This is a genomic window from Acinetobacter sp. TY1 (genome assembly GCF_048551395.1).
Lineage (GTDB): Bacteria > Pseudomonadota > Gammaproteobacteria > Pseudomonadales > Moraxellaceae > Acinetobacter.
The window spans coordinates 26,110-49,851 of the sequence record NZ_JBLYZK010000008.1; the positions used below are offsets into that span (position 1 = coordinate 26,110).

25 protein-coding genes are annotated in these 23,742 nt (G+C 38.4%); 23 read left to right on the top strand and 2 right to left on the bottom strand.

The features are described from left to right. Window position 1 precedes the first annotated feature (1 nt). The 20 genes from lpxK (at window position 2) to pyrF (ending at window position 15,473) form a co-directional block, all read left to right on the top strand. Entirely contained in the window at window positions 2–1,018 is a 1,017-nt protein-coding gene (gene lpxK, locus ACK2M2_RS06885; RefSeq protein ID WP_419346934.1) for a tetraacyldisaccharide 4'-kinase, read from the top strand. Between the two features lie 11 nt (window positions 1,019–1,029). Continuing rightward, window positions 1,030–1,791, top strand: a complete 762-nt coding sequence (gene kdsB, locus ACK2M2_RS06890) for a 3-deoxy-manno-octulosonate cytidylyltransferase (RefSeq protein ID WP_419346937.1) — start codon at window positions 1,030–1,032, stop codon at window positions 1,789–1,791. A 14-nt stretch (window positions 1,792–1,805) separates the two neighbouring features. Further along, complete coding sequence (locus tag ACK2M2_RS06895; RefSeq protein ID WP_419346938.1) at window positions 1,806–2,786, top strand: DNA polymerase III subunit delta'; 981 nt, start codon at window positions 1,806–1,808, stop codon at window positions 2,784–2,786. A 32-nt stretch (window positions 2,787–2,818) separates the two neighbouring features. Then, on the top strand, window positions 2,819–3,163 hold the full coding sequence (locus ACK2M2_RS06900; RefSeq protein ID WP_409511578.1) for a PilZ domain-containing protein: 345 nt from the start codon (window positions 2,819–2,821) through the stop codon (window positions 3,161–3,163). Between the two features lie 30 nt (window positions 3,164–3,193). Further along, window positions 3,194–3,967, top strand: a complete 774-nt coding sequence (locus ACK2M2_RS06905) for a TatD family hydrolase (protein ID WP_419346943.1) — start codon at window positions 3,194–3,196, stop codon at window positions 3,965–3,967. Between the two features lie 71 nt (window positions 3,968–4,038). After that, a complete protein-coding gene (locus tag ACK2M2_RS06910) occupies window positions 4,039–4,659 on the top strand; it encodes a TetR/AcrR family transcriptional regulator (RefSeq protein WP_409511576.1) in 621 nt (206 codons plus the stop codon). 7 nt (window positions 4,660–4,666) lie between these two features. Next, window positions 4,667–5,242, top strand: a complete 576-nt coding sequence (locus ACK2M2_RS06915) for a prepilin-type N-terminal cleavage/methylation domain-containing protein (RefSeq protein WP_419346945.1) — start codon at window positions 4,667–4,669, stop codon at window positions 5,240–5,242. Window positions 5,243–5,263: 21 nt separating this feature from the next. Next, entirely contained in the window at window positions 5,264–5,653 is a 390-nt protein-coding gene (gene gspI, locus ACK2M2_RS06920; RefSeq protein ID WP_419346948.1) for a type II secretion system minor pseudopilin GspI, read from the top strand. Then, complete coding sequence (gspJ, locus tag ACK2M2_RS06925; RefSeq protein ID WP_419346951.1) at window positions 5,650–6,393, top strand: type II secretion system minor pseudopilin GspJ; 744 nt, start codon at window positions 5,650–5,652, stop codon at window positions 6,391–6,393. The genes gspI and gspJ overlap by 4 nt, the downstream gene beginning before the upstream one ends. Then, window positions 6,394–7,392 (top strand): type II secretion system minor pseudopilin GspK, encoded by a 999-nt coding sequence (gspK, locus tag ACK2M2_RS06930; RefSeq protein ID WP_419346954.1) that lies wholly within the window; start codon window positions 6,394–6,396, stop codon window positions 7,390–7,392. A 186-nt stretch (window positions 7,393–7,578) separates the two neighbouring features. Continuing rightward, entirely contained in the window at window positions 7,579–8,175 is a 597-nt protein-coding gene (locus tag ACK2M2_RS06935; RefSeq protein WP_419346957.1) for a 6-pyruvoyl trahydropterin synthase family protein, read from the top strand. 136 nt (window positions 8,176–8,311) lie between these two features. Beyond that, on the top strand, window positions 8,312–9,025 hold the full coding sequence (ung, locus tag ACK2M2_RS06940) for a uracil-DNA glycosylase (RefSeq protein WP_419346959.1): 714 nt from the start codon (window positions 8,312–8,314) through the stop codon (window positions 9,023–9,025). Continuing rightward, window positions 9,022–10,143 (top strand): enoyl-CoA hydratase/isomerase family protein, encoded by a 1,122-nt coding sequence (locus ACK2M2_RS06945; RefSeq protein ID WP_409511569.1) that lies wholly within the window; start codon window positions 9,022–9,024, stop codon window positions 10,141–10,143. The genes ung and ACK2M2_RS06945 overlap by 4 nt, the downstream gene beginning before the upstream one ends. Window positions 10,144–10,204: 61 nt before the next feature. Beyond that, window positions 10,205–10,756 (top strand): tRNA adenosine(34) deaminase TadA, encoded by a 552-nt coding sequence (gene tadA, locus ACK2M2_RS06950; protein ID WP_419346963.1) that lies wholly within the window; start codon window positions 10,205–10,207, stop codon window positions 10,754–10,756. A gap of 69 nt (window positions 10,757–10,825) precedes the next feature. After that, window positions 10,826–11,257 carry an SRPBCC family protein gene (locus tag ACK2M2_RS06955; RefSeq protein WP_409511567.1) on the top strand — a complete coding sequence of 144 codons (432 nt, stop codon included), beginning with the start codon at window positions 10,826–10,828 and terminating at the stop codon, window positions 11,255–11,257. A gap of 12 nt (window positions 11,258–11,269) precedes the next feature. Continuing rightward, on the top strand, window positions 11,270–11,959 hold the full coding sequence (gene cmk, locus ACK2M2_RS06960; RefSeq protein ID WP_419346965.1) for a (d)CMP kinase: 690 nt from the start codon (window positions 11,270–11,272) through the stop codon (window positions 11,957–11,959). Window positions 11,960–12,080: 121 nt separating this feature from the next. Then, the gene (gene rpsA / locus ACK2M2_RS06965) at window positions 12,081–13,763 is read left to right on the top strand and encodes a 30S ribosomal protein S1 (protein WP_409511565.1); all 1,683 of its coding nucleotides are present in this window, start codon (window positions 12,081–12,083) and stop codon (window positions 13,761–13,763) included. Between the two features lie 159 nt (window positions 13,764–13,922). After that, window positions 13,923–14,228: an integration host factor subunit beta gene (locus ACK2M2_RS06970; protein WP_409511564.1), complete on the top strand. Its 306-nt coding sequence runs from the start codon at window positions 13,923–13,925 to the stop codon at window positions 14,226–14,228. Between the two features lie 18 nt (window positions 14,229–14,246). Beyond that, window positions 14,247–14,612, top strand: coding sequence for a lipopolysaccharide assembly protein LapA domain-containing protein (locus tag ACK2M2_RS06975; RefSeq protein ID WP_409511563.1), 366 nt, complete (start codon window positions 14,247–14,249; stop codon window positions 14,610–14,612). 180 nt (window positions 14,613–14,792) lie between these two features. Continuing rightward, the gene (gene pyrF, locus ACK2M2_RS06980) at window positions 14,793–15,473 is read left to right on the top strand and encodes an orotidine-5'-phosphate decarboxylase (protein ID WP_409511562.1); all 681 of its coding nucleotides are present in this window, start codon (window positions 14,793–14,795) and stop codon (window positions 15,471–15,473) included. A gap of 685 nt (window positions 15,474–16,158) precedes the next feature. Here pyrF and ACK2M2_RS06985 read toward each other — a convergent pair. After that, window positions 16,159–17,067, bottom strand: coding sequence for a lysine exporter LysO family protein (locus tag ACK2M2_RS06985; protein WP_419346970.1), 909 nt, complete (start codon window positions 17,065–17,067; stop codon window positions 16,159–16,161). A gap of 42 nt (window positions 17,068–17,109) precedes the next feature. Next, a complete protein-coding gene (locus ACK2M2_RS06990; protein ID WP_409511560.1) occupies window positions 17,110–18,633 on the bottom strand; it encodes a flavin-containing monooxygenase in 1,524 nt (507 codons plus the stop codon). Between the two features lie 228 nt (window positions 18,634–18,861). Here ACK2M2_RS06990 and ACK2M2_RS06995 point away from each other — a divergent pair, with 228 nt between their 5' ends. The 3 genes from ACK2M2_RS06995 to ACK2M2_RS07005 all read left to right on the top strand — a co-directional run bounded on the left by ACK2M2_RS06995 (window position 18,862) and on the right by ACK2M2_RS07005 (window position 23,684). Beyond that, entirely contained in the window at window positions 18,862–19,902 is a 1,041-nt protein-coding gene (locus ACK2M2_RS06995) for a helix-turn-helix domain-containing protein (protein ID WP_419346973.1), read from the top strand. Window positions 19,903–19,981: 79 nt separating this feature from the next. Further along, the gene (gene zapE, locus ACK2M2_RS07000; protein ID WP_409511558.1) at window positions 19,982–21,136 is read left to right on the top strand and encodes a cell division protein ZapE; all 1,155 of its coding nucleotides are present in this window, start codon (window positions 19,982–19,984) and stop codon (window positions 21,134–21,136) included. A 385-nt stretch (window positions 21,137–21,521) separates the two neighbouring features. Further along, window positions 21,522–23,684: a malate synthase G gene (locus ACK2M2_RS07005; protein ID WP_409511557.1), complete on the top strand. Its 2,163-nt coding sequence runs from the start codon at window positions 21,522–21,524 to the stop codon at window positions 23,682–23,684. The last annotated feature ends 58 nt before the right edge of the window (window positions 23,685–23,742 follow it).

Below are 23,742 nucleotides of genomic sequence, written 5' to 3' on the forward strand. Positions count from 1 at the left end.
TATGTCAATTGCACAGACCATTCAGGATGCTTGGAATCGTCAGGCGAAGTGGTTGGTTTTATTGCGACCGCTGTCTTGGTTGTATGGTGGTGCATTTGCATTTAATAAAAAATTATATACGCTTGGGTTGAAAGCAGTTTACCAAGCGCCTGTCCCTGTTATGGTGATTGGTAATATTACAGTTGGTGGTAGTGGGAAAACACCATTGCTGATTCAATTGGTGAAGTATTTACAGCAAAATGAAATTCGAGTGGGTGTGATTAGTCGGGGCTATGGTGGTCAAGGGCCATTCCCCGCATTGGTGGGCTTAGATGCAACACCAGATTTTGTCGGTGATGAACCGTGTTTGATTGTGCAGTCTACAGGTGTGCCGATGGCAGTTGGCTCAAATCGTCAACAGACGATTGAATTGTTGCTTGAGCAACATGAGCTTGACCTCATTATTAGTGATGATGGTTTACAGCATTGGGCATTGGCACGGCAAATTGAGTGGATTGTACTTGATCAAAATCGTGGTTTAGGTAATCAAAAACTCCTACCCGAAGGCTATTTACGCGAACCTATTTCTCGGCTTGAAATAGGGACAGTCATTGAGCATGCAACACAGCCTAATTCAGATTTAAATATGCATTTGGATGTCGGTGAGCCATATTTACTCAATCCATTGTATGATCAAGCAGTTGATTTTGATCCAACACAAAATTATTACGCTGTGGTTGGAATTGGTTTTCCACAACGGTTTTATAACACGCTTGAGTCGATAGGCGTGCAACAGTTTCAGTGTCATGAATTTGCAGATCACTATGATTATGAAATTGATGATTTGCAGTTTGAAGATAGTAATCCGATTGTGACTACTGAAAAAGATGCTGTTAAACTTTTACCATTATTGAAAAAAAATCCGCTTTTTCACCGTGAAATATGGGTTATTCCAGTTGAAGCGGTGCTTTCTGAACAGTGTTATACATTACTCGATCAGCAACTCATGCAAGTGGGTATTGTTGTAGATGAAGTTTAAAGGTTAATTGAATGAAACATATCGTCATTCCTGCGCGTTTCGCAAGTTCTCGACTGCCTGGTAAGCCTTTATTGCAAATTCATGGTCGTCCCATGATTTTACGTGTGGTTGATCAAGCCAAAAAGGTTCAAGGTTTTGATGATTTGTGTGTGGCAACCGATGATCCTCGTATTGCAGATGTTTGTCGTGCTGAAGGTGTCGATGTTGTGATGACTAATCCAAATCATCCATCGGGTACGGATCGTTTGAGTGAGGTTGCACGTATAAAAGGTTGGGCAAGCGATGACATTATTGTCAATGTTCAAGGGGATGAGCCATTAGTTCCTGCACTATTGGTACGCCAAGTCGCTGATTTATTGATTCAACGTACAGATTGTTCTATGTCAACTTTATGCGAACCGATTCATTCTCTCGAAGAATTTCAGCGTGATAGTATTGTCAAAGTAGTGATGTCTAAGCTTAATCAAGCGTTGTATTTTAGTCGTTCACCGATTCCCTATGATCGTGATGGCGCGAAAGTGACTGAGCCGAAATTACACTCACAAGCTTATCGTCATTTGGGATTATATGCCTATCGTGTGCAGTTGCTACAAGAATATGTGCAGTGGGATATGGGGGTGCTTGAGCAGCTTGAGAGTTTAGAGCAGTTACGAGTTCTTGAAAATGGGCACCGTATTGCTATTGCTGTTGCACAAGTGAATTTACCACCAGGTGTAGATACACAAGCCGATTTAGATCGTTTAAATACTTTGCCTGTTTCGACCTTTGAATAAGTAGAGCAGGATTTATGGATGCATCAACCTCTCAGGTTTATCCGTGGCAACAACAGATGTGGAGTACGCTGACGGGGCGTTTTCCACAAATTGGTCACGCCTTATTATTTTATGGCAAAAAAGGCTGTGGTAAGCATGCGTTTGCACAACATTTTTTGGCGTGGATTTTGTGCCAAAAGCGCCAGCCTCAAGGGGCATGTGGTGAATGTAGTAGTTGTTTGTGGTTGAAATCAGACACACATCCAAATTATGTATACATCAGTACAGATGAAGAGAATAAAAAAAGTAATGCACGAATTAAGATTGAAAAAATTCGTGATTTATTGCCTTTTGTTCAACAAACAGTAGAAGGGTGGCGGGTGGTGGTGATTGAGCCTGCCGAAGCGTTAAATATTGCATCAGCGAATGCTTTGCTGAAAACGCTTGAAGAACCCGGTGAGCGTGTGATCATTATTTTATTGGCACAGCATCCACAAAAACTGCCTGCAACTATTCGTAGTCGTTTACAACATTTTGCTTTAGACCGTATTGAAACTACTATTGCAGAACAATTTTTACATACCCATTTGCCTGAAATTGATCAAGTTAAAACACAATTGTTGATGAATTTATCAGGGCAAATGCCACTACAAGCTATACAATTGGCACAATCTACATGGATTGATCAGCGGCAAGTGTTTGTGCAAGATTGGCAAAAATTAGTGATGGATAAAAATATGCCACTACTTTATGCGAGTAAATGGCAGAAGGCACTGATATTTCCAGATTTTGTTCAACTTTTTGAATACTTGTTGTCTGATTTAATTTGTGTCAAGCTGAATCAAGATGTGAAAAATTCCGATTTAAAGTTAGATACTTTGGCAGAGCAATATTCGCTTGAAGCTTTATTTGCACTGTATCAAGACTTACATGACTTTAAAAAAATGGTCGATCAAAATGTCCAGACCAATTTGGTGTTGGATCAAATTTTTATAAAACTAATGAATGTCGCTTAACGACAAAATTGTAAAATGATAAGGGGAAGACAATGCAGCCACCACGTATGGGCGGTTTAATTCAGGTCAATATTAATGACCGTGCAACCTTGCAGGCAAGTTATATGCCATATATTAAAGGTGGTGGATTATTTGTACCATCAAAACAACAAGTTAAAATGGGTGATGAGGTTTTTGTACTTGCGGGTCTGCCTGACCAATCACAAAAAACACCGTTAACGGGTAAAGTGGTGTGGATTTCACAAAAGCAAACAGGATTGAAACCACAGGGTTTTGCAATTCAATTAACTGGTGAAAAAGGCGTTTATTACAAAATGGAAGCTGAAAAATTACTTGCAGGGAGTATGTCTTTAGACCGTCCTAGCTTTACAATGTAAGCTATTCAAATTGAAATCACAGGTAACGCCGTGTTTGTAGATACACATTGTCATTTAACTATGCTTGATCTTGCACCCTATGGCGGAGATTTGGATGTAGCATTGCAGCAGGCACGTGAAGCGGGTGTAACTCGTTTTATGGGGATATCTGTTGATTTAGCTGATCATATTGCGCTGTCTGAAATTGCTGCCCGCCATGCCGATGTTGGCTATAGCGTGGGTGTACATCCTTGCGAAGATGAAGCAGTAATGCAACAAGCCACTGTTGAATGCTTGGTTGAGTTGGCACAACCGGACAATGTTTGGGCTTTGGGTGAAACAGGTCTAGATTATTTTCATAGTACCGAATTTGTCGATGAACAAAAGCGTTGTTTTGCTCGACATATTCATGCATCACAGCAAGTGGGAAAGCCTGTGGTAGTGCATACCCGTGCTGCCAAGCATGACACCATTGATATTATTCGTGCAGAAAAATCAACACACGGTATTTTGCATTGCTTTACTGAGGATTTAGAAACGGCAAAGGCTGTTTTAGATTGTGGTTACTATATTTCTTTCTCAGGTATTGTTTCTTTTAAAAATGCACAGGATTTGCGTGATGTGGCAAAACAAGTACCACTTGATCGCTTATTGATTGAAACAGACAGTCCTTATCTTGCGCCTATGCCGTATAGAGGAAAGTCTAATGAACCAAAATACGTGCCCTATGTAGCCAAAGCCTTGAGTGATGTATATGATAAACCACTCGAAGAGATTGCCATGATTACAACACAAAATTTTGAAAATCTTTTGCGAGGCAAATAAGGATTGCTCAGTGATGAGAGCAAGTAACACAGTAAACCAATAACAGCGAAAGAAGAGAGTACAGGGTGAAGATGGATCGTCAGGCTCAGTTTAGAGCAAGAGAAGCATTAATTTTTCAAGTCGCTGAGCAGTTGCTTTTGGAAAATGGTGAAGCAGGAATGACTTTGGATGCACTCGCAGCTGAGCTTGATCTTGCTAAAGGGACGCTCTATAAACATTTTCAAAGTAAAGATGAGTTATATATGTTGCTCATTGTGCGTAACGAGCGCATGTTATTGGAAATGATTAAAGATACAGAGAAGGCATTTCCTGAGCATTTGGCATTTTTTATGCTGCACCATCTACATCACCCCGAACGTGCGGTTTTATTCCATCAAATTGAAGAACGGCTATCTACTACAGGTGTAGGTATTTATCATTTGTTTACAGAGCTTTATCAAGTTCGTAAACAGCGCTTACGTTTGATTATTCGTATGACAGAAAGTTATTTAGAGTCAATTCACAGCAATATGATGGTGCGCGATTATTTGGCATCTATTTGGTCAATTACGCAAGGTGGTGCATCGATTTTAAACTCAAGTTTCTATCAACGTTATTTGGGTTGTCGAGATACTCTTCGGGTTGCACTGATTGATCAGGCCTTGTCCTTGCCAAAACATCAAGTGCGAATGGCTTCAGTACAAACAATGTAAGGTCATCATGAAACAAAAGACATCATCATCTCAGTTGCAGTCAGGTTTTACCCTCATTGAGTTGATGGTGGTGATTGTGATCATTGCAGTGGTTGCTTCATTGGTCGTGTTTAATGTTGAAGGTGTCGATCAGCGTAAAGCGATGCAAGCTAGAGAAGTGTTGATGCTTGATTTAAAACAGATTCAGCGTGAATCGAGTGATCAAGGACGCATTTATGCTTTACAAGTCAGTCCTGCTACCGATGTTTCAGATTTTAAATACACATTGGTAGAATATCACGACAAGACTGTTGATTTGGCGAATCCAAACAAACGTATGGCAAATGAAAAAAAATGGACTGCAGTACAGGATTTTTCAGTGCGAACTTTACCTAGTCGTGTGTCATTTAACATTACAGCGCAAGAGCATCAGTTTAATAATGCTGCGAATACCGATTTAATTGGACGCAATGCGCCCGATTTAATTTGGCTTGGCAATGGTGAAACCAAACCTGTTGCCATACAAATGTATTATGATCAAAAACCTGTCGGTGAGTTGATTCGTCTCGATTATTTGGGGCAAGTCAGCGATGCACAACAATAACAACTCAATTGAGTCGATGCCATGAAAAAAAAGACAGGCTTTACCCTGATTGAAGTTGTGGTTGCACTCGCAATTTTTGCAATAGCGGCTATGGCGCTAACCAAGGTGGCAATGCAATATACTCAAGCCACATCAAATGCTATTTTACGTACCAAAGCGCAATTCGTTGCACAAAATGAAATTGCTCTCATGGAAATTAATAGAGAATGGTTGCAGGGAACCGCATCCAAGCAAATCACAGCGCAGGGTGAAATATGGCAAGTCGACAAAAAGGCTGAATCGACCATTAGTCCTGATGTTCAGCGTATCGAATTACAAGTCAGCCTTTTTAATACCGATCAGGGTAAAGTTGAAACAGGTGTCACAACATTGATTTTTTTTAACCACCCTGCAAAAGAAAAACAATCGTGAAAATTTACGCTACGTCACGAAAGGGCTTTACCCTTGTTGAATTGTTGGTTGCCATTGCTATTTTTGCGGTGCTTTCTGCATTGGGGTGGAAAGTTTTTGATTATTTGATTCAAGTTAAAGATCGTAATGCTGTGCATGAAGCTAATATTGGTCAATTACAGCAAGCCTACCAGCAAATGCAACGCGATACTTTGCAACTCATGCCTGTGACGGCAAATATTGCAGGCGATGTACAACCTGCGCTTAGTTTGTCTAATCAACAATTCACTTTTAGTAAAGCAGGTGTTACTGATCCATTAAAACAAGGTCGATCTGCTTTTGAACGTATTGAATACCAATACAATGCACAAGATAAAAAAATATATCGTTTAAAATATAATAACTTGAACAGACTCCGAACTGAACAGCCATTATCAGCAGTATTGCTGAGTGATGTTGATCAGTTTGAAGTCATGGCTATGAATCCGACGGAAATTAATCAATGGCCTGCAACAGCAATTGATGCCGAAAATTTACAATATCAACGATTACTTCCTCGGGGTATTCGGGTACGTTTTACCATTCGTGAGATTGAATATGAATGGTTATTTAGTTTACTTAATATTGATTTCATTCTTCAGCAAGCCCAAAATAATCAGAATGGAATAGGGGGCTCAGGCAATCAGTCAAATAGTCAAAATGGAAATAATTCCCAACAAGGAAACGTGCAGCAAAATAATATGCAGAATGAGAGTGAGTAAATGAACTTAAAACGCACTCCTCCAATATATACTTTAAGTCATTCACAACGTGGTGTTGCGCTGATTACCATTTTAGTTATGGTGGCAATTGCAACGATTTTGGCGGCAACCATTGCTAAACGTCAAAAGCATACGGCTGAAAATACCGCTTATTTGATTCGACAAAATCAGGCATTACTGTATGCCAAAAGTGCCGAAGCCTTTGCATCTGAATTATTAGTACAAGACAGTGATAGCAGTGGTGGTGCGGACTATCTACAAGAAACATGGGCACAACCGATGCCGCCATTTCCTGTTGAGGATGGTATGGTATCGGGTCGGCTTGAAGATGAATCGGGAAAATTTAATCTCAATGATCTTGTAGGGGCTGATGGTACAACGGTAAATGATGATGCAAAAAAACTATTTGAACAATTGTTACGCCGTGTTGGTCTACCAGTAGAATTGAGTCAATCGACAATAGATTGGATAGATAGTGATGATTTGACTGTCGGTTCGATGGGGGCAGAAAGTAATTATTATCAAGGGTTATCACCGGGTTATACCTCTGCTAACGCACCCTTTAATGCAATTGAAGATCTGAAGCAAGTTCGTGGATTTGAAGGTGGAAATTATGATTTGATTGCACCTTATCTTTCGGCATTGCCTGCAACAACAGTTAAAATTAATATTAATACTGCACCATCATTATTGCTTGCAAGTTTAGATGAAAAATTGGACGTCAATACAGTTGCAACGGTATTGCAAGAAAAACAAAAAAAGATGGAACACTTTGCCAATGTCGGTGAGTTACTTGCTGTACAGCCTTTTGATAGTATGAGTGATGAAGGTAAAAATCTTGCCAATAAAATGCTCGATGTAAAATCGGATTATTTTAAAATTCAAGTTGAGGTGATATTGAGTAATCGAAAACGACAGCTCAGTAGCCATGTTTTTCGTAAAGATAAACAGGTGACTATTTATGCACGAAGTATGGCACCTTTTATTTTTCAGCCTTAAACTAACCCATTCACAAACGATTTTACTTTCTTAAGAATCTATAGGTTTTCTTTCAAAGGTTGGAATATGGTATGTATATCTTCATGATGTATTTGACCTATAGTGCTGAACGGTAAAATTAATGCTCAGGCTCAGCATTTTGCTTTATAATTAAATTTCTTAACGTTTTGTTGAATGTACTGGCATATGTTAATTCGAAAGTTATTTAAGTTTGAAAATGCACACATTGTGCGTAATTGTACTTCTGACCGCTGTAAGCGCTCGATTCATGGGCATAGCTATAAGGTTGAATTGTTGCTAAAAGCTTCGAAGCTCGATCATGGTCAGATGGTGTACGATTTTGGTTTGTTGAAAGGTGTTATTAAGGATATTTTTGACAGTTTTGATCATGCCATTTGTTTTTGGCAAAATGATGATCCTGAATATATTCAGGCATGTAAAACATTCAGTGCGCGTTGGGTGGCTTTGCCTGTATCACCATCGGCAGAACAGTTTTCACGGATTTTCTTTTTTCTTGCACAAGAAGTGATGAAATCGACTATTACCCAAAATGGTGAAGGCGATGTTGAGGTGTATTCGGTCATTGTGCATGAAACGGATACAGGCTATGCACAAAGTTTTCAAGAAGATATTGAAAATGAGCAAATGGGTATTTTGACATTGGATCAAATTGTATTTTCAGAACAGGTACAGAACGAATGGGCTGATCCTGAAATGTATGAAAAATTACAACAAGGGATTCAATTTCAAAACCCTGAAGTAGATTTGCAAGTAAAAATTTAAAATGGTTTGATTGAGAAGGGCTTGAGCTTCAGTCAAACTGTCGATTGTGAAGATAATTCACAAATATTGTAAAAGTAATAGTGGTATAGAGTAGACACATTGCGTTGTCGAGCGATAGATTTAGGATGAAAGATTAATGCTGCACACCGAGCAGGAGCTGAACAAATTAAGACAGATTCGATTGAATGAAAGTTGGAAAATCAGTCTAACAGAGTTTTTGTTGAGTCCGAAAATGGATCAGTTGCGTGAATTTCTGCTTGCGGAGAAAACTGCAGAGAAAACGATTTACCCACCAAATGCATTGATTTTTAATGCATTTAATACGACACCTTTAGAGCAAGTAAAAGTGGTGATTTTGGGGCAAGATCCGTATCATGGTCCGAATCAGGCGCAAGGCTTAAGTTTTTCTGTACAAAAAGGACTTGCTTTACCACCATCTTTACGTAATATCTTTCACGAATTACATACCGATTTGGGTATTCCTGTATTTAAAAATGGTGATTTGAGCAAGTGGGCACAACAGGGTGTTTTATTGCTAAATAGTGTATTAACCGTTGAAGCAGGGCAGCCAACATCACATCAAAAACAAGGTTGGGAAGATTTTACCGATACTGTAATTGATGTGCTAAATGAGCAAAGAGAGAATGTAGTCTTTATTTTATGGGGCGCATATGCTCAGCGTAAAGGACAACGCATCAATCAAAATAAGCACTTAGTGTTAAAAGCAGCGCATCCATCTCCTTTGGCTGCAAACCGTGGTGGTTTTTTTGGTTGTAAACCATTCTCAAAATCAAATAATTATCTGAAACAACATGGCATTGAGCCAATTGACTGGCAGCTGGACGCATGACTAACACTCCCGAAATGAACGCTTATCATCCCGATTTGATTATTGAGGAATCTAAAAATGGATGGCGCATTGTTCGCCTGAACCGCCCAAAATCGTTGCATGCTTTGGATGAATCCATTGTTGCAGCATTGCTTAAACTGTTTGAGGACTATCATGTCGATCCGACAGTTAAAGCGATCTGGTTAGATTCGACGACACCGAAGGCATTTTGTGCGGGGGGGGATGTACGTAAATTACGTCAACTTGTGATTAATAATGAAGTTGATGTTGCAAATCAATTTTTTAAAACTGAATATGCACTTGATTTATTGTTACATAACTATGCGAAGCCGATTGTAGTCTGGGGTGAAGGTTATGTCATGGGTGGTGGTTTAGGTCTATTTATGGCTGCACCATTCCGCTTAGTGACACCTTACTCCCGTCTGGCAATGCCTGAAGTGAATATTGGTTTATATCCTGATGTTGGTGCAACACGTTTTCTTGCAGATCGTGGTCCGATTGGCTTATTTACGGGTTTGACAGGTTCAATTATGACTGCTGCTGGCGGTTATGGCATTGGTTGGGCGACGCATATTTGTGATGCACAGCGTGATATTGTATTACAAAAATTAATTGATATTGATTGGGGGCATTACCCTGCGGGTGATTTCCGTGCGCTAGATGACACGTTAAATGGCATGCATCGTCCTGTTTCACCAGGACCACTACAAAATTCATTGGACGTGATTCACAGCGTATGTCGTGGTGTGAACTTTGAAAGTGATTATGCTGCGATTATTGGTTTAAGTGATGCACGTAGTGATTGGTTGCGTCAAGCGAGTGAAAACTTACAAAAAGGATCGCCAAGTACCGCCGCCATTACTTGGTTGTTGTGGCAGTGGGGTCGCCAAGTACATGCTTGGAATGAAGTTTTTGATCTTGAGGTGCAAATTTCAGATTGGAAAATTCGACATCCTGATTTTGTTGAAGGTGTGCGCGCACGTCTTGTTGATAAAGACCTTTCACCTGAATGGGAGGAGGCAGAGTCAATGACCTTAAAAGGGATTCTGAGTAAAAACCCGCCTGTGACCAATATTGAAAGTTGGAATGCACTGTTAAAGCAGTACGAAATTATTTGATGATTATAAATTTGATTACTCATAAGTAGTCAAATTTATTGTATATGTTATGGAAAGTTTTATGTCTAAATTGCATGACTCACTCAATGAAGCATTAAGTGATCAGCAAAAAATAGATTTACAGTGGATGCAGCTTGCTTATGTGCAAGCTGCTGAGGCTGCTGAATCGGGAGAAATTCCTGTTGGTGCAGTGATTGTTAGTCAAGGACAGATCATTGGACAGGGGTTTAATAGCCCCATTTCGACTCATGATGCTACAGCACATGCGGAAATTTTGGCAATTCGCCAAGCATGTCAAAGCATTAAAAACTACCGTTTACCTAATGATGCTACACTCTACGTAACTCTTGAACCGTGTACCATGTGTGTCGGTGCGCTTATTCACTCTCGCATTCAACGTGTTGTTTTTTCTGCAACTGAACCGAAAGCAGGTTCATTGGTCAGCGCACGTCAATTGCTTAATTCAGGCTATTACAATCATGTATTTGAATTTGAAGGTGGTTGTATGCAGGACCAGTGTTCCGAACAACTTTCAAATTTCTTTAAAATGCGCCGTGAACAAAAAAAACAAGCCATACAGCTAAAAAAGTCATTAAATGACGCTACTGAATAATTTATTATATTGAAATTGACAATGAGTGTTGTCATAGTGTTCTAAACTTACACAACAATGGAAATAACAATGAATTCGATTCAAGTAAAACAAGAGTTTAATGCGCCTGTAGAACAGGTTTTCGATTTACTATCTAAACATGCAACTTATAATGTGGCATTTGCACCAATTCAAGTGGTGCGTGTGAAGGATTCAACTGATCCTGAACGTCCTGATGGTTTAGGTTCCATTCGTCGTATGGGTTTAGGGCCGATCAAACCGATTCAAGAACAAATTACCTTTGTTGATGTGAATAATCGCATAGAATATAAAATAATTAAAAATCCATTAATTAAACATCATATTGGGATTATTGAATTTACGCCATTAGGTGATCATAAAACCCGTGTTGATTATACGATTGAATTGCAAGCACGTGCGCCATTTGTCAGCAAATTAATACTTGCACAGTTAAAAGTAGCGATTACACTAGGTTTTAGAAAACTTGCAAAGTCTGTATAAACAGGAAATTCAATGACAATTCAAATTATTACCATCGATGGTCCAAGTGGTTCAGGAAAAGGAACATTGGCGGCACGATTGGCAGCGCATTATCAGTTTCATTTATTGGATTCGGGTGCTTTATATCGTCTACTTGGATTGTCATTACATCAACAAGGTTTACTTGAATCGCTAGATAATGTAGATGTCCTCAAACAATGCGTTACAATTGCAACAAAACTTGACATCATCTTTGAAACAACAGAATCAGGCATCGTAACATTACTAGATGGTCAAGATGTAAGTCAAACCATTCGCACTGAACAAGTTGGTGAGTATGCATCAAAAGTCGCTGCTATTCCTGAACTTAGAGCGGCTCTAGTTGAACGCCAATTGGCTTTTGCACAAGCGCCAGGTTTAGTTGCAGATGGTCGTGATATGGCTACAGCGATTTTTCCAAATGCACAAGTAAAGATCTATTTGACTGCTTCTGCGGAGTCTCGTGCAGCGCGACGAGTAAAACAGTTGCAGGGCATGGGGCTGAATGTTAAAATAAACGATATTTTAGAAAATATACAAACTCGGGATAAGCGGGATATGGAACGCACAGTCGCTCCATTGAAACCTGCGTCAGATGCATACATCATTGACAGTTCCGAAATTGGCATTGAAGAAGTCTTTAAAATGATGACTGAGTATGCCGATTCAAAATTTTCTAAATAAACTGTTTTTCAATTTTTAAAATCAGCAGATGCATAGCTTGATCAGTTCTTATAGGGACTATGTGGACGCTTAACTAAACCAGCCTTGTCTGATCCAAGACTGAAGACTTACTAGGTATATCATGACCGAATCTTTTGCAGCCCTCTTTGAAGAAAGCGAATTAAACCTCAACGTTGAAAAGGGTGCCGTTATCCAAGGTATCGTTGTTAGCATCGACTCTGATTGGGTTACTGTTGACACTGGCCTTAAATCTGAAGGCGTTGTTTCACGTGCTGAATTCTTAAATGAACAGCGTGAGCTTGAAGTTCAGGTTGGCGACACAGTTGATGTAGTTGTTGAAGCGCTTGACAACGGTATGGGTCAAACAGTTCTTTCTCGTGAAAAAGCGAAACGTGCTGAAACTTGGACTAAGCTTGAAAAAATCTTTGAAGACGGCGAAATCGTTACTGGTATTATTTCTGGTAAGGTTAAAGGCGGTTTCACTGTTGACATCGGTCCAGTACGTGCGTTCCTTCCTGGTTCACTTGTAGACACTCGTCCGATCCGTGATACAACTCACCTTGAAGGTAAAGAGTTAGAATTTAAAGTTATCAAACTTGATGCTAAACGTAACAACGTTGTTGTATCTCGTCGTGCAGTTATGGAAGCTGAATCTTCAGCTGACCGTGAAGCTCTTCTTTCTCAATTAGAAGAAGGTCAAACTGTTACTGGTACAATTAAAAACCTTACTGACTACGGCGCATTCGTTGATCTTGGCGGTATTGATGGTCTTCTTCATATTACTGATATGGCTTGGAAACGCATCAAGCACCCTTCAGAAGTTGTTGAAGTTGGTCAAGAAGTTACTGTTAAAGTACTTAAATTTGACAAAGAACGTAACCGTGTTTCACTAGGTCTTAAACAACTTGGTGAAGATCCATGGTTAGCGATCATGAACCGTTATCCTAAAGGTTCTATCGTTAAAGCTCGTGTAACGAACTTAACTGATTACGGTTGTTTTGCTGAAATCGCTGAAGGCGTTGAAGGCTTAGTACACGTTTCAGAAATGGATCACACTAACAAAAACATCCACCCATCTAAAGTTGTTCAGATTGGTGATGAAGTTGATGTTATGGTTCTTGAAGTTGATGAAGAGCGTCGTCGTATTTCTCTTGGTATTAAACAAACTCGTGCTAACCCATGGGAAGAGTTCTCTAAAGACCACGATAAAGGCGAAAAAGTTTCTGGTACGATCAAATCTATCACTGACTTCGGTATCTTTATCGGTTTACCAGGCGGTATTGATGGTCTAGTTCACTTGTCTGATATTTCTTGGAACGAACAAGGCGAAGAAGCTATCCGTCGTTACAAGAAAGGTGACACAGTTGAAGCGGTTATCCTTTCAGTAGATGCTGAAGGCAACCGTATCAGCCTTGGTATCAAGCAAATGAACAACGATCCGTTCAATGACTTCCTTGCAACTAACGAACGTGGTGCGTTGGTTAAAGGTACAGTAACTGCAGTTGATGCTAAAGGCGCAACTATTAAGTTAGCTGACGAAGTTGAAGCTTCTTTGAAAGCATCTGAAATCAATCGCGATCGCGTTGAAGATGCAACTAAATTCTTAGAAGTTGGTCAAGAAGTTGAAGCGAAAATCATCAACGTTGATCGTAAATCTCGTTCTATCAACTTGTCTATCAAAGCGAAAGACGAAGCTGAAGAAAAAGAAGCAGTTGCTAACTTGAAAGCTCCAGTTGCTGCAAATGGTCAAGACAATGGTCCAAAAACTATTGGTGACTTGATCAAAGCGCAAATGGGTAACTAAGGTGTTGTAAAGAAGTATTATTTAATGTAATTAATTAATACTTTTTATACAAATACTGTAAAAGGTAGCGTAGTATTCGATGACTGCGCTACCTTTTTGTATTTAAAAAGGATATTATTTGTAGGTTGATAAATAGCATTAAAATTTATGAGGTTACCTATGACAAATGAAGCACTTAATAAGTCTGACTTAATAGAACGCATTGCGTTGAAAAACCCACATTTAGCAGAGCCTTTAGTTGAAGAAGCTGTTAAAATTATGATCGATCAAATGATTGCATCATTATCTGGCGATGATCGTATTGAGATTCGCGGATTTGGTAGCTTTGCATTACACCACCGTGACCCACGTGTTGGTCGTAATCCTAAAACAGGTAAATCTGTTGAAGTTGCTGCAAAAGCAGTTCCACATTTTAAGCCTGGTAAAGCACTACGTGATGCAGTAAACGAATCTGCCGATAAATAAAATTCGAATGGGGTGTCTATGCGCTATGTCTTGGTGTTACTGCTGATAGCAATTTTTGGCTATGCTTTAGCTTTGGTTTTACTTAATGGTACTGAACTAGCTGTAGATTTGTGGTTTACACAAGTTCCTGCTATGCGCTTAGGTTTATTGTTATTATTTACCTTAGTGATTGGCATTGTTCTTGGTCTGTTGTTGGGTGTTCAGGTTTTCCGTGTTTTTCAAAACAGTTGGGAAATTAAGCGTTTGCGCAAAGATATTGAGCATTTACGTAAAGAGCAGATTCAAAGTGCACAACAGGCTGCTGCTGAAGCTGCTGCAAATGTACGCCATGAAAAGACCGTATTGGATGTAAACCCTGAAAGTAAGAGTTCAAATCCTCTATAATACGCCTTGCTATTTCAAAAGAGACTTTACCTTATAGGTAAGGTCTTTTTTGTGCATATTAAATGAGTGGAAATATGCTGTGTAAATAATCGGAAAAGCTGAAAAGATTCATCCATGTTTTGCAGTGCTTGTCATACGCATTTATAATGCGGTAATTTTTAAGTGATGGAATTAAGAAACATGAGTGTTATTGTTGCTCTTGATGCAAAAAGCCAATATGACGCCTTAGCAATTGCTGAACAACTTGATCCATCCTTATGTCGTTTAAAAGTGGGTAAAGAACTTTTTACGCACGAAGGTTCATCTGTCGTTAAGGCACTGCATGATCGAGGTTTTGAGGTTTTTCTAGATCTTAAATTCCATGATATTCCAAATACAACTGCTCAAGCAGTATGTGCATCGGCAGATATGGGGGTATGGATGGTTAATGTTCATGCTTCTGGTGGTCGCAAGATGATGGAAACATGTGTAGAGCGTTTAAAAGCAGGAAACTATGCAACTCAATTGATTGCAGTAACTGTTTTAACTTCAATGGGTCGTGAAGATTTACGCGATATTGGTTTAGATATAGAGCCTTTTGAACAGGTTCAGCGTCTTGCAAAACTGACTCAAGACAGTGGTTTAGATGGTGTAGTGTGTTCAGCGCAAGAAGCGAAAATGTTGCGTGAAACTCTAGGACAAGATTTTGCTTTAGTGACACCAGGTATTCGTCCAGCGGGTTCAAGTGCGGATGATCAAAAACGTATTGTGACACCAAAGCAAGCTATGCTCGATGGTTCAACTCATTTAGTTATTGGTCGTCCAATTACACAGTCGGCTAATCCTGCACAAACATTAAAAGATATTCTTGCAACGCTATAATTTAAGCAATTGTGTAGAATCTACGTAAAAAACCTTTCAATCGAAAGGTTTTTTTATACCTTATGGATGCATTTTTCATTCCACTGAAAAGGTGTGACTATGCGACTAGATCGTCTTGATTTGAATGCAAGTCTAGGGCAATTAGAAGCGTAAGAAAATTAAGAGAGCTAACAGAATCAACATGGTATGGCTTCCGATATTGCTTTCGAAGCCATTATCCAAATAGGTATTTCAGATACTATAGATCTAGGTAGTTCAATTTTAGATTTTTTGGGTGATTTGCTGAGTGGAATTGAAATTAACTTTTAGTCAATTTGAGGGTAGTATTTCAATGTATGAATGATTTAAAGCTACTTTTCTTTATATGTGATTACGTGGTAAAAAGTGTTTAAATTGAAAGTTTCATAAAATTAAAAAATTTTAAAGCAAAGTCAAACATAAATTTATAAGTTGGTATTTGCCGTTTTAGTAAATATTAAATTTTAGGAGGATAAAATGTCTTTAGGTGCAATCTATTTATGAGAAATGAGTTTATAAACACGATTCCCAGACTGAATGAACCTGAACGTATGGTATATGAGCTTTACCAGAAACACCGTAACACGACCAGTCGTGGGAATAAAAATTCTGCATTAGGCTGAATGTATGGTCACTAAAAAAATATAACTTTTGACATTTAAAATTTTTAAAGAGCCGCCAATACACTGACTGCAATTGGAGCAAGTACCGAAAGTATAAATCCACTGACCATGGCATGAGGAATAAAATCATTCCCACAAGCTTGTTTGACCATGGGTAATGTGACATCCATTGCAGTTGCACCTGCAGATGAAATAGCAGAACGAGGATAGCGCCAACCAATTATATACATAAATAAAATGGCAAAAATTTCTCTAAATAAATCATTGATTAAGGCAATACTACCAAGCTGAGCATTTTTGAGCTCTGTCACCACAATGCCAGTCATAGAATAAAAACCATAACCTTGAGAAAGCATAATTAAATCTTTGAGGCTAATGTCTTTGGTCATGGATGAAACAGCAATAGCACCTAAAATTGAACCAATAATACAGCCCACAGGCACGAGCATAATTTTCCAATTGAGCCATGAGCGATCAAGGGGGGAATAGGCTAAATCAAGACCAATTAAGATCATGTAAATTAACAATAAATTCCATGTGCTAACATGTAGTGTATATTGATGATGATTGGCAAGCTCTGCAATTCCATAACCAATGGCAAGAGCAATGAATGCATAGCTAATATTAAGTAACGAGCCGACTAGTAATTCGGCAGAAACTTTACCTTGCGTTGGCTTATAGCCAATAGCTTTAAATAAAATATAGCAACATAAAAAAGCACCAATTGATGTTGCAAGTGCAATACTGATAGCATTACCTAAAATTTGTGAGGGGCTCGCAATACTATGCATTGTTTGCGAAAACTCTATTGCGATTGCAATGAGTAAAATATAGGTAAAATAAGGTAGGATTTTAAACGCAATTTTTTCGAGCCATTGAGGTACACGGCGTGCAAAAATAAATCCAAGAAATAAACAAAAAAGAAGTTGGAAAATAAGCCAAAGTGATTGCATGAAAATAGGCAAATAAAATTATTTGCCTATTATAGTCATTATTTAAGCTGCTTGTGAGCCTTTTACGGGCTGTTTTTGATTGCCTAAAAGCTGATAATCATTCAGGTTGGCTTTACGTGTTTTAAGCCAAAATTTCCATGTATAGGTTGGCCAAAGTGAAAAGTTTTTACCGCCATCTTGTTGATACCAACTGACACAGCCTGATTGCCATACCGTACCTTGGAGTTGTTGTTGTATAGATGTATTAAATTGATCTTGAACCTCAGGTTTAATCGTAACTGCTTGAATATGTGTTCTTTCAACCATTTGAATCAATTGTAAAATATAATTCACTTGTGATTCAATCATGAAAATCACTGAATTATGTCCAAGTACAGTATTTGGTCCCAATAGCTGAAATAAGTTTGGAAAATTTTTAGTGGTGATACCATAATAACTTTCTGCACCATCTTTCCATGCTTCTTTAAGTTCAAGACCATTTTCACCATAACATTCAAATGATTTTAAATAGATACGAGGGTCTGTAATAAAGCCTGTACCGTAAATAAGACAGTCAATTTCACGTTTTTGTCCATCTTTGAATATGATGCTATTTTCAGTAATTTCCTGAATTTGCTCTGTGACTAGCTCAACATTGGTACGGTTGAATGTTGGAAAATATTTATTCGAAATCAAAATACGTTTACAGCCCATAATGTAATCAGGGGTGAGTTTTTTGGCAATTTTTTTATTTTTAACCTGATATTTAATAAATATTTCGGCAAGTTTCTGACCGTATTTCATCATTTGTGGTTGAACAATTGGAACAACACGAGATTCATTTGACCAATATAAACGTGCACGATGTAGTTTGCGGAACCATTCAAATTTTTCGAAAAGTTTTTTATTTAAATCGTTATATGTGCGTTCATCTCTTGGAATGACCCAAGCAGCAGTTCTTTGTAAGACATACAAATTTTTAACTTTAGGTGCAATTTCAGGAATGTACTGGATCGCACTACCACCAGTACCAATTGAGGCAACATTTTTATCATTTAAGTTATATGTATGGTTCCAATGTGAAGAATGGAAGACTTCACCTTTAAATTTTTCGATGCCTTTAATATTTGGTATTTGTGGAACATGCAGTGGGCCTGATGCAAAAATAACAAATTGTGATTCAATGCTTGAGCCATCTTTAAGTTGAATAGCCCAGTTAAAATTCGTTTCACTATAGGTGGTTGAGATGACTTCTTGATTGAATTGAATATATTTTTTAAGATTAAATTGTTCAATTAAATCTTGGATGTAGTCAAAAATTTCAGGAGCCTCAGCATAGCGTTTAGACCAATTGGTTTTTGCTGCAAATGAGAGGGAGTACATATGTGATTGCACATCGCATGCTGCACCTGGATATTGATTTTCACGCCATGTACCACCGACATCATTGGCTTTTTCGAGAATAATAAAATCTTGAATTCCTGCTTGGAGTAAGCGAATTGCCATGGCTATGCCGCCAAAACCTGCACCAATAATGGCGACACGTATTTTTTGTGATAGATCTTTGTTTTGAGTTTGGCGCGACATTAATTTTCATCCTGAACATTTATTGTACTTATTGCGTAGCATAATGTGGTTGGTCAAAAATGAATATGATTGTAAAGACGTAAAAATTGATATATTCGGCAATTTGCAATGAGGCTACTTTCGGGTAAAAATATGAGCTAACAATTTATTTTGATGAATTCTATGTCTAATAGAATGTCATTAATTGGAATACAGTTCAGCGTAGATTCAAGAGTTGCTTGAAATTTAATGAAACGATCCATTCTCGGTTTGATGTATTTGATTCAAGGTATGCGTAATGCAGGCATTGATGTCGATGCACGTTTAGCAAATATTGGTATTCAAGCCGATGCGATTGATATGGGTACGATTATTCATGCCGACCTAGAGTGGGATATTCTTAAAGCAATTGGGCATGATGTACGTCCAGAGATTGGATTATTCATTGGACAGCATTACGCACTGGCCGGTTACGGTCCTTTACTCATGTTGTTGGTGACTTGCGGTACGATTCAAGATGCCTTGAAAAGTGGTATTCGTTTTCAAGGTTTGACACATTTGTTTGGTCAATTGGCTTTGCTTGAAAAAAATCAAACACAGGGTGGGCGGGTTGCTTTGACTTATGTACCTGTTGATCTTGAAACGGATATGGGATTACTTCGGGCACAATGTGAAATATCGGGAACCTATAAATTTATTCTCGATATTTATCGGATGATGGGTTTATCTGCACCAGAAATTCGTGTGGAATTACCATTTTCTGCACCAAAAGATACGACTACACTTGAGGAATATTATGCCTACTATGGGCATGATTTGCATTTTTCAGCTGACTGCGCAGTTTTTCAGCTGAATCAAGATGTATTGAATGTGCGAATTCCATCGGCAGATTTGATGACATTTCGAGTGTATGAAGATAAATGTATTGCTGAATTGGAACGTTTAAACAATGATGTGTCACATCCGCATTCACTAATTCAGCATGTAATGGATTATTTAGAATTACAGCAAGGTGTGATTCCAAGTATGGCAGAAACGGCACATGCTTTGGATCTTGCAGAGCGAACATTGCGTTATCAGTTGCAACAATTGGGCACAAGTTATAAAGAAATTCGTGAGCAATTGATTAAACATAAAGCACTGAAGTTGATGGAATACAACGAATATTCGATTGAAGCAATTGCAGACTTATTGGGTTATTCTGAACCTGCTGCATTCAATCATGCATTTAAACGATGGTTTGGACACAGCCCACGGCAGTATGCAAAACAGCCTAAGCTGAAAAAATAAAATGATCGTCTAAAGTTTTATTTATAGCTGTTCAATATCCGATATACTCCACTTGGACCAGAAAAAGTACCTAAGCCATATGTTAGATCAGAACACGACACACAGCACCTCATTTACTCCATTATCACCTGGTGAGCGTTATGCTCAGGCATTGTCTTCGGGGCAATTTATGCCTGATGATGCACAGGCACAGGCAGTGCATGAGTTGGAGAGAGTTTGGCAGGAACTCCTTAACCGCTATAAAGCTTCTAAAAAAGCCTTTCGCCGTTTTCGCCGTCAAACTGCACCACGTGGTGTGTATATGTGGGGTGGTGTTGGGCGTGGTAAAACATGGTTAATGGATCAATTTTATGATTCTGTTCCATTTCGCCGTAAAACAAGGATGCATTTTCATCACTTTATGCAGTATGTTCATCGTGAGTTAAATAAGCTTTCAGGTCAGCGAAATCCATTAGATTTGGTTGCGGATCAGATTTATAAAGAAGCCGTTGTCATTTGTTTCGATGAATTTTTTGTTTCAAACGTCACAGATGCAATGATTTTAAGCGATTTATTCCAGAAATTATTTGATCGTGGCATCACGCTCATTGCGACATCAAATATTGCACCAGATGGTTTGTATCGAGATGGAATCCATCGTGATCGCTTTATTCCAACCATTGAATTGGTGAAGAAAAACTGCGTTGTTTTAAATGTAGATGCAGGTGTTGATTATCGCTTACGTGTGTTAAAACAGGCACAATTGTTTAAGACTCCACTTAGTGATGATAATAAAGTGTGGATGGCACAACGTTTTTCAGCATTAACTGCATCACAAAAAGTTTCTGAAGAACCAATTATGATTAATAATCGTGTGGTTGAAACATTAGGACATACAGAAGATATTCTATGGTGTGATTTCCGTGAGTTATGTATGAAGCCGCGTAGCCCATCCGATTTTATTGAAATTGCAAATATTTATAATACGATTTTGGTGAGTAATGTTCCACATCTCACGGACTTACTATCAGAAGGGACACGCCGTTTTATTTATATGGTAGATGAGTTTTATGACCGAGGTGTTAAATTATTACTTACTTCGGAAGATTCGATTATTAATATTTATGAAGGTGAGCGACTTGCTTTTGAGATTGAACGAACTCGTTCTCGACTTTTGGAAATGCAGTCAGATGAATACTTGCAAGAAGCACATCGTTTGATTAACGATAACAGCGAACTTCAAGTTGAATCATAATATTTAGATGTAAAACGATAGCACTCTTCGGAGTGCTTTTTTGATTGTAAAATTTAATAGAATAATTCAGTAGATAGGTCGACTTTTTGTTGCATTCATGGCTTAATCTTTGAGCGTTGAGTGGAAAATGAAATGAAAAAAGCGTGAAAATTATTCATTTCAGCACTTAAGTCTAATATGGACATTTTAAAAACTTTATACACTGTAAAAGAGTATTTAGCTTGGTGATAATGTTGCTTTTCTGAGTGTCATTTTTTAAATATATGAGTACATTTACTTTATTTAAAATGATCACTATTTAGGAAAGTTATAGTACTATTCAGCTAAATATAATTCGGTATACTAGAAACTCTTGTTATAAAAAATAGCAATATCAGGAAAGACAATGACTGTACGTATTCAAAAAGGTAAGTTAGCGATTGCTAAAGAACTCTATGATTTCATAGAAAATGAAGCTTTACCGGGTTCAGGTTTAAACAGTGATACCTACTGGAAAAACTTTGAACAGGTTGTTGTCGATCTTAGTCCTAAGAACAAGACATTACTTGCGAAGCGTGATGATCTTCAGGCTAAAATTGATGAATGGCACCGTAATAATAAATTTGAACTTCAAGCTTACAAAGCTTTCCTTATTGAAATTGGCTACTTACTACCTGAAGTAGAAGATTTCCAAATCAGCACAGAAAATGTAGATGAAGAAATTTCATTGCTTGCTGGTGCGCAACTTGTAGTACCTGTGCGTAATGCACGTTATTGCTTGAATGCTGCAAACGCGCGTTGGGGATCACTCTACGATGCACTTTACGGTTTTGACGTGATCCCAGAAGAGGGTGGTGCAGAAAAAGGTAAAGGTTATAACCCTGTACGTGGCGAAAAAGTTATTGCATTTGCTAAAAATTTCTTAAATGGAACATTCCCACTTGTCGCAGGTTCGCATGCAGATGCGACCAAATATGCGGTGGAAAGTAAAAAATTAGTTGTAAGCTTGAAAGATGGCTCTACAACAACACTTGCAAAAGAAGCACAATTTGTTGGCTTTAATGGTGATGAAGCTGCACCTGTTGAAATTGTTCTATTGAACAATGGTTTGCACGTTATCATTGAAGTGGATGCAACAAGCCCGATTGGTCAAACTGATGCTGCAGGCGTTAAAGACTTGGTTCTTGAAGCCGCTGTAACGACTATTCAAGATTTAGAAGATTCAATTGCAGCAGTAGATGCAGAAGAGAAAGTTGAAGGCTACCGTAACTGGTTAGGTCTAATGAAAGGTGATTTAACTGAGTCTATCGTGAAAAACGGTAAAACAGTTACGCGTACTTTAAACAAAGACCGTACGCACAAAAACCTTATTGGCGGTGAAACGAAACTTCATGGTCGTTCATTGATGCTTCTTCGTAATGTAGGTCATTTGATGACGAATCCTGCGATTCTTGTAGATGGTGCTGAAATCTACGAAGGAATCATGGATGCGTTAATTACACCGTTATTGTCTTTCGCTGACATTAAAGGTCAGAACGAAAATCATAACTCTCGTAAAGGTTCGATGTATATCGTTAAACCGAAAATGCATGGCCCTGAAGAAGTTGCTTTTGCTGTTGAATTGTTTGAGCGTTCTGAGCACGCTCTTGGTTTACCTGCGAAGACACTTAAAATCGGTATTATGGATGAAGAGCGTCGTACATCTGTAAACTTGAAAAATTGTATCGCGCAAGCGAAAGACCGTACTATCTTCATTAATACTGGTTTCATGGATCGTACTGGTGACGAAATTCATACCTTTATGGAAGCAGGTCCATTCGTTCGTAAAGGCGAAGTGAAAGCGCAAACTTGGTTCCCAGCGTACGAAAACCGTAACGTAATGATTGGTCTTAAAGCTGGTTTACGTGGTAAAGCGCAAATTGGTAAAGGCATGTGGCCAAAACCAGATTTATTGCTTGATATGTATAATACCAAAATTGAACATCCTGAAGCGGGTGCAAGCTGTGCTTGGGTGCCATCACCATCAGGTGCAGTGATTCATGCGATTCATTACCATCAATGTAATGTTTCTGAGCGCCAAAAAGAGCTTTTACAAACAGAAGCTTTACCTTTAGATGACTTATTAACACCGCCATTGGCGACCGATACAAATTGGTCTGATGAAGAAAAAACTAAAGAGCTTGAAAATAACCTTCAAGGTATCTTAGGTTATGTTGTTCGTTGGGTAGATTTAGGTGTAGGTTGTTCTAAAGTTCCAGATATCAATAATGTTGGTTTAATGGAAGATCGTGCAACATTACGTATTTCTTCTCAGCATGTTGCAAACTGGTTGCGTCACGGTATTGTAACCAAAGAACAAGTAGAAGAAGTAATGCAACGTATGGCGACTATTGTTGATGGTCAAAATGCGGATGATCCTTTATATACACCAATGGGTCCAGCATTTAATTGTTATGCTTATGATGCAGCTTATGATTTAGTATTCAAAGGTGCAGAGCAGCCATCAGGTTATACAGAGCCATTGTTACATGCTTACCGTTTAAAGTTAAAAGGGTATACAGGCGACTAATTTGAGTTGTTGTATCTTTAATAAATAAAAAAACCTCTTCGGAGGTTTTTTTATTTCG

Bases quoted from the DNA above. Each gene is read 5' to 3' on its own strand.
- lpxK (WP_419346934.1), top strand. From the start codon at position 2: ATGTCAATTGCACAGACCATTCAGGATGCTTGGAATCGTCAGGCGAAG.
- kdsB (WP_419346937.1), top strand. From the start codon at position 1,030: ATGAAACATATCGTCATTCCTGCGCGTTTCGCAAGTTCTCGACTGCCT.
- ACK2M2_RS06895 (WP_419346938.1), top strand. From the start codon at position 1,806: ATGGATGCATCAACCTCTCAGGTTTATCCGTGGCAACAACAGATGTGG.
- ACK2M2_RS06900 (WP_409511578.1), top strand. From the start codon at position 2,819: ATGCAGCCACCACGTATGGGCGGTTTAATTCAGGTCAATATTAATGAC.
- ACK2M2_RS06910 (WP_409511576.1), top strand. From the start codon at position 4,039: ATGGATCGTCAGGCTCAGTTTAGAGCAAGAGAAGCATTAATTTTTCAA.
- ACK2M2_RS06915 (WP_419346945.1), top strand. From the start codon at position 4,667: ATGAAACAAAAGACATCATCATCTCAGTTGCAGTCAGGTTTTACCCTC.
- gspI (WP_419346948.1), top strand. From the start codon at position 5,264: ATGAAAAAAAAGACAGGCTTTACCCTGATTGAAGTTGTGGTTGCACTC.
- gspK (WP_419346954.1), top strand. From the start codon at position 6,394: ATGAACTTAAAACGCACTCCTCCAATATATACTTTAAGTCATTCACAA.
- ACK2M2_RS06935 (WP_419346957.1), top strand. From the start codon at position 7,579: ATGTTAATTCGAAAGTTATTTAAGTTTGAAAATGCACACATTGTGCGT.
- ung (WP_419346959.1), top strand. From the start codon at position 8,312: ATGCTGCACACCGAGCAGGAGCTGAACAAATTAAGACAGATTCGATTG.
- ACK2M2_RS06945 (WP_409511569.1), top strand. From the start codon at position 9,022: ATGACTAACACTCCCGAAATGAACGCTTATCATCCCGATTTGATTATT.
- tadA (WP_419346963.1), top strand. From the start codon at position 10,205: ATGTCTAAATTGCATGACTCACTCAATGAAGCATTAAGTGATCAGCAA.
- ACK2M2_RS06955 (WP_409511567.1), top strand. From the start codon at position 10,826: ATGAATTCGATTCAAGTAAAACAAGAGTTTAATGCGCCTGTAGAACAG.
- cmk (WP_419346965.1), top strand. From the start codon at position 11,270: ATGACAATTCAAATTATTACCATCGATGGTCCAAGTGGTTCAGGAAAA.
- rpsA (WP_409511565.1), top strand. From the start codon at position 12,081: ATGACCGAATCTTTTGCAGCCCTCTTTGAAGAAAGCGAATTAAACCTC.
- ACK2M2_RS06970 (WP_409511564.1), top strand. From the start codon at position 13,923: ATGACAAATGAAGCACTTAATAAGTCTGACTTAATAGAACGCATTGCG.
- ACK2M2_RS06975 (WP_409511563.1), top strand. From the start codon at position 14,247: ATGCGCTATGTCTTGGTGTTACTGCTGATAGCAATTTTTGGCTATGCT.
- pyrF (WP_409511562.1), top strand. From the start codon at position 14,793: ATGAGTGTTATTGTTGCTCTTGATGCAAAAAGCCAATATGACGCCTTA.
- ACK2M2_RS06985 (WP_419346970.1), bottom strand. From the start codon at position 17,067: ATGCAATCACTTTGGCTTATTTTCCAACTTCTTTTTTGTTTATTTCTT.
- ACK2M2_RS06990 (WP_409511560.1), bottom strand. From the start codon at position 18,633: ATGTCGCGCCAAACTCAAAACAAAGATCTATCACAAAAAATACGTGTC.
- ACK2M2_RS06995 (WP_419346973.1), top strand. From the start codon at position 18,862: ATGAAACGATCCATTCTCGGTTTGATGTATTTGATTCAAGGTATGCGT.
- zapE (WP_409511558.1), top strand. From the start codon at position 19,982: ATGTTAGATCAGAACACGACACACAGCACCTCATTTACTCCATTATCA.
- ACK2M2_RS07005 (WP_409511557.1), top strand. From the start codon at position 21,522: ATGACTGTACGTATTCAAAAAGGTAAGTTAGCGATTGCTAAAGAACTC.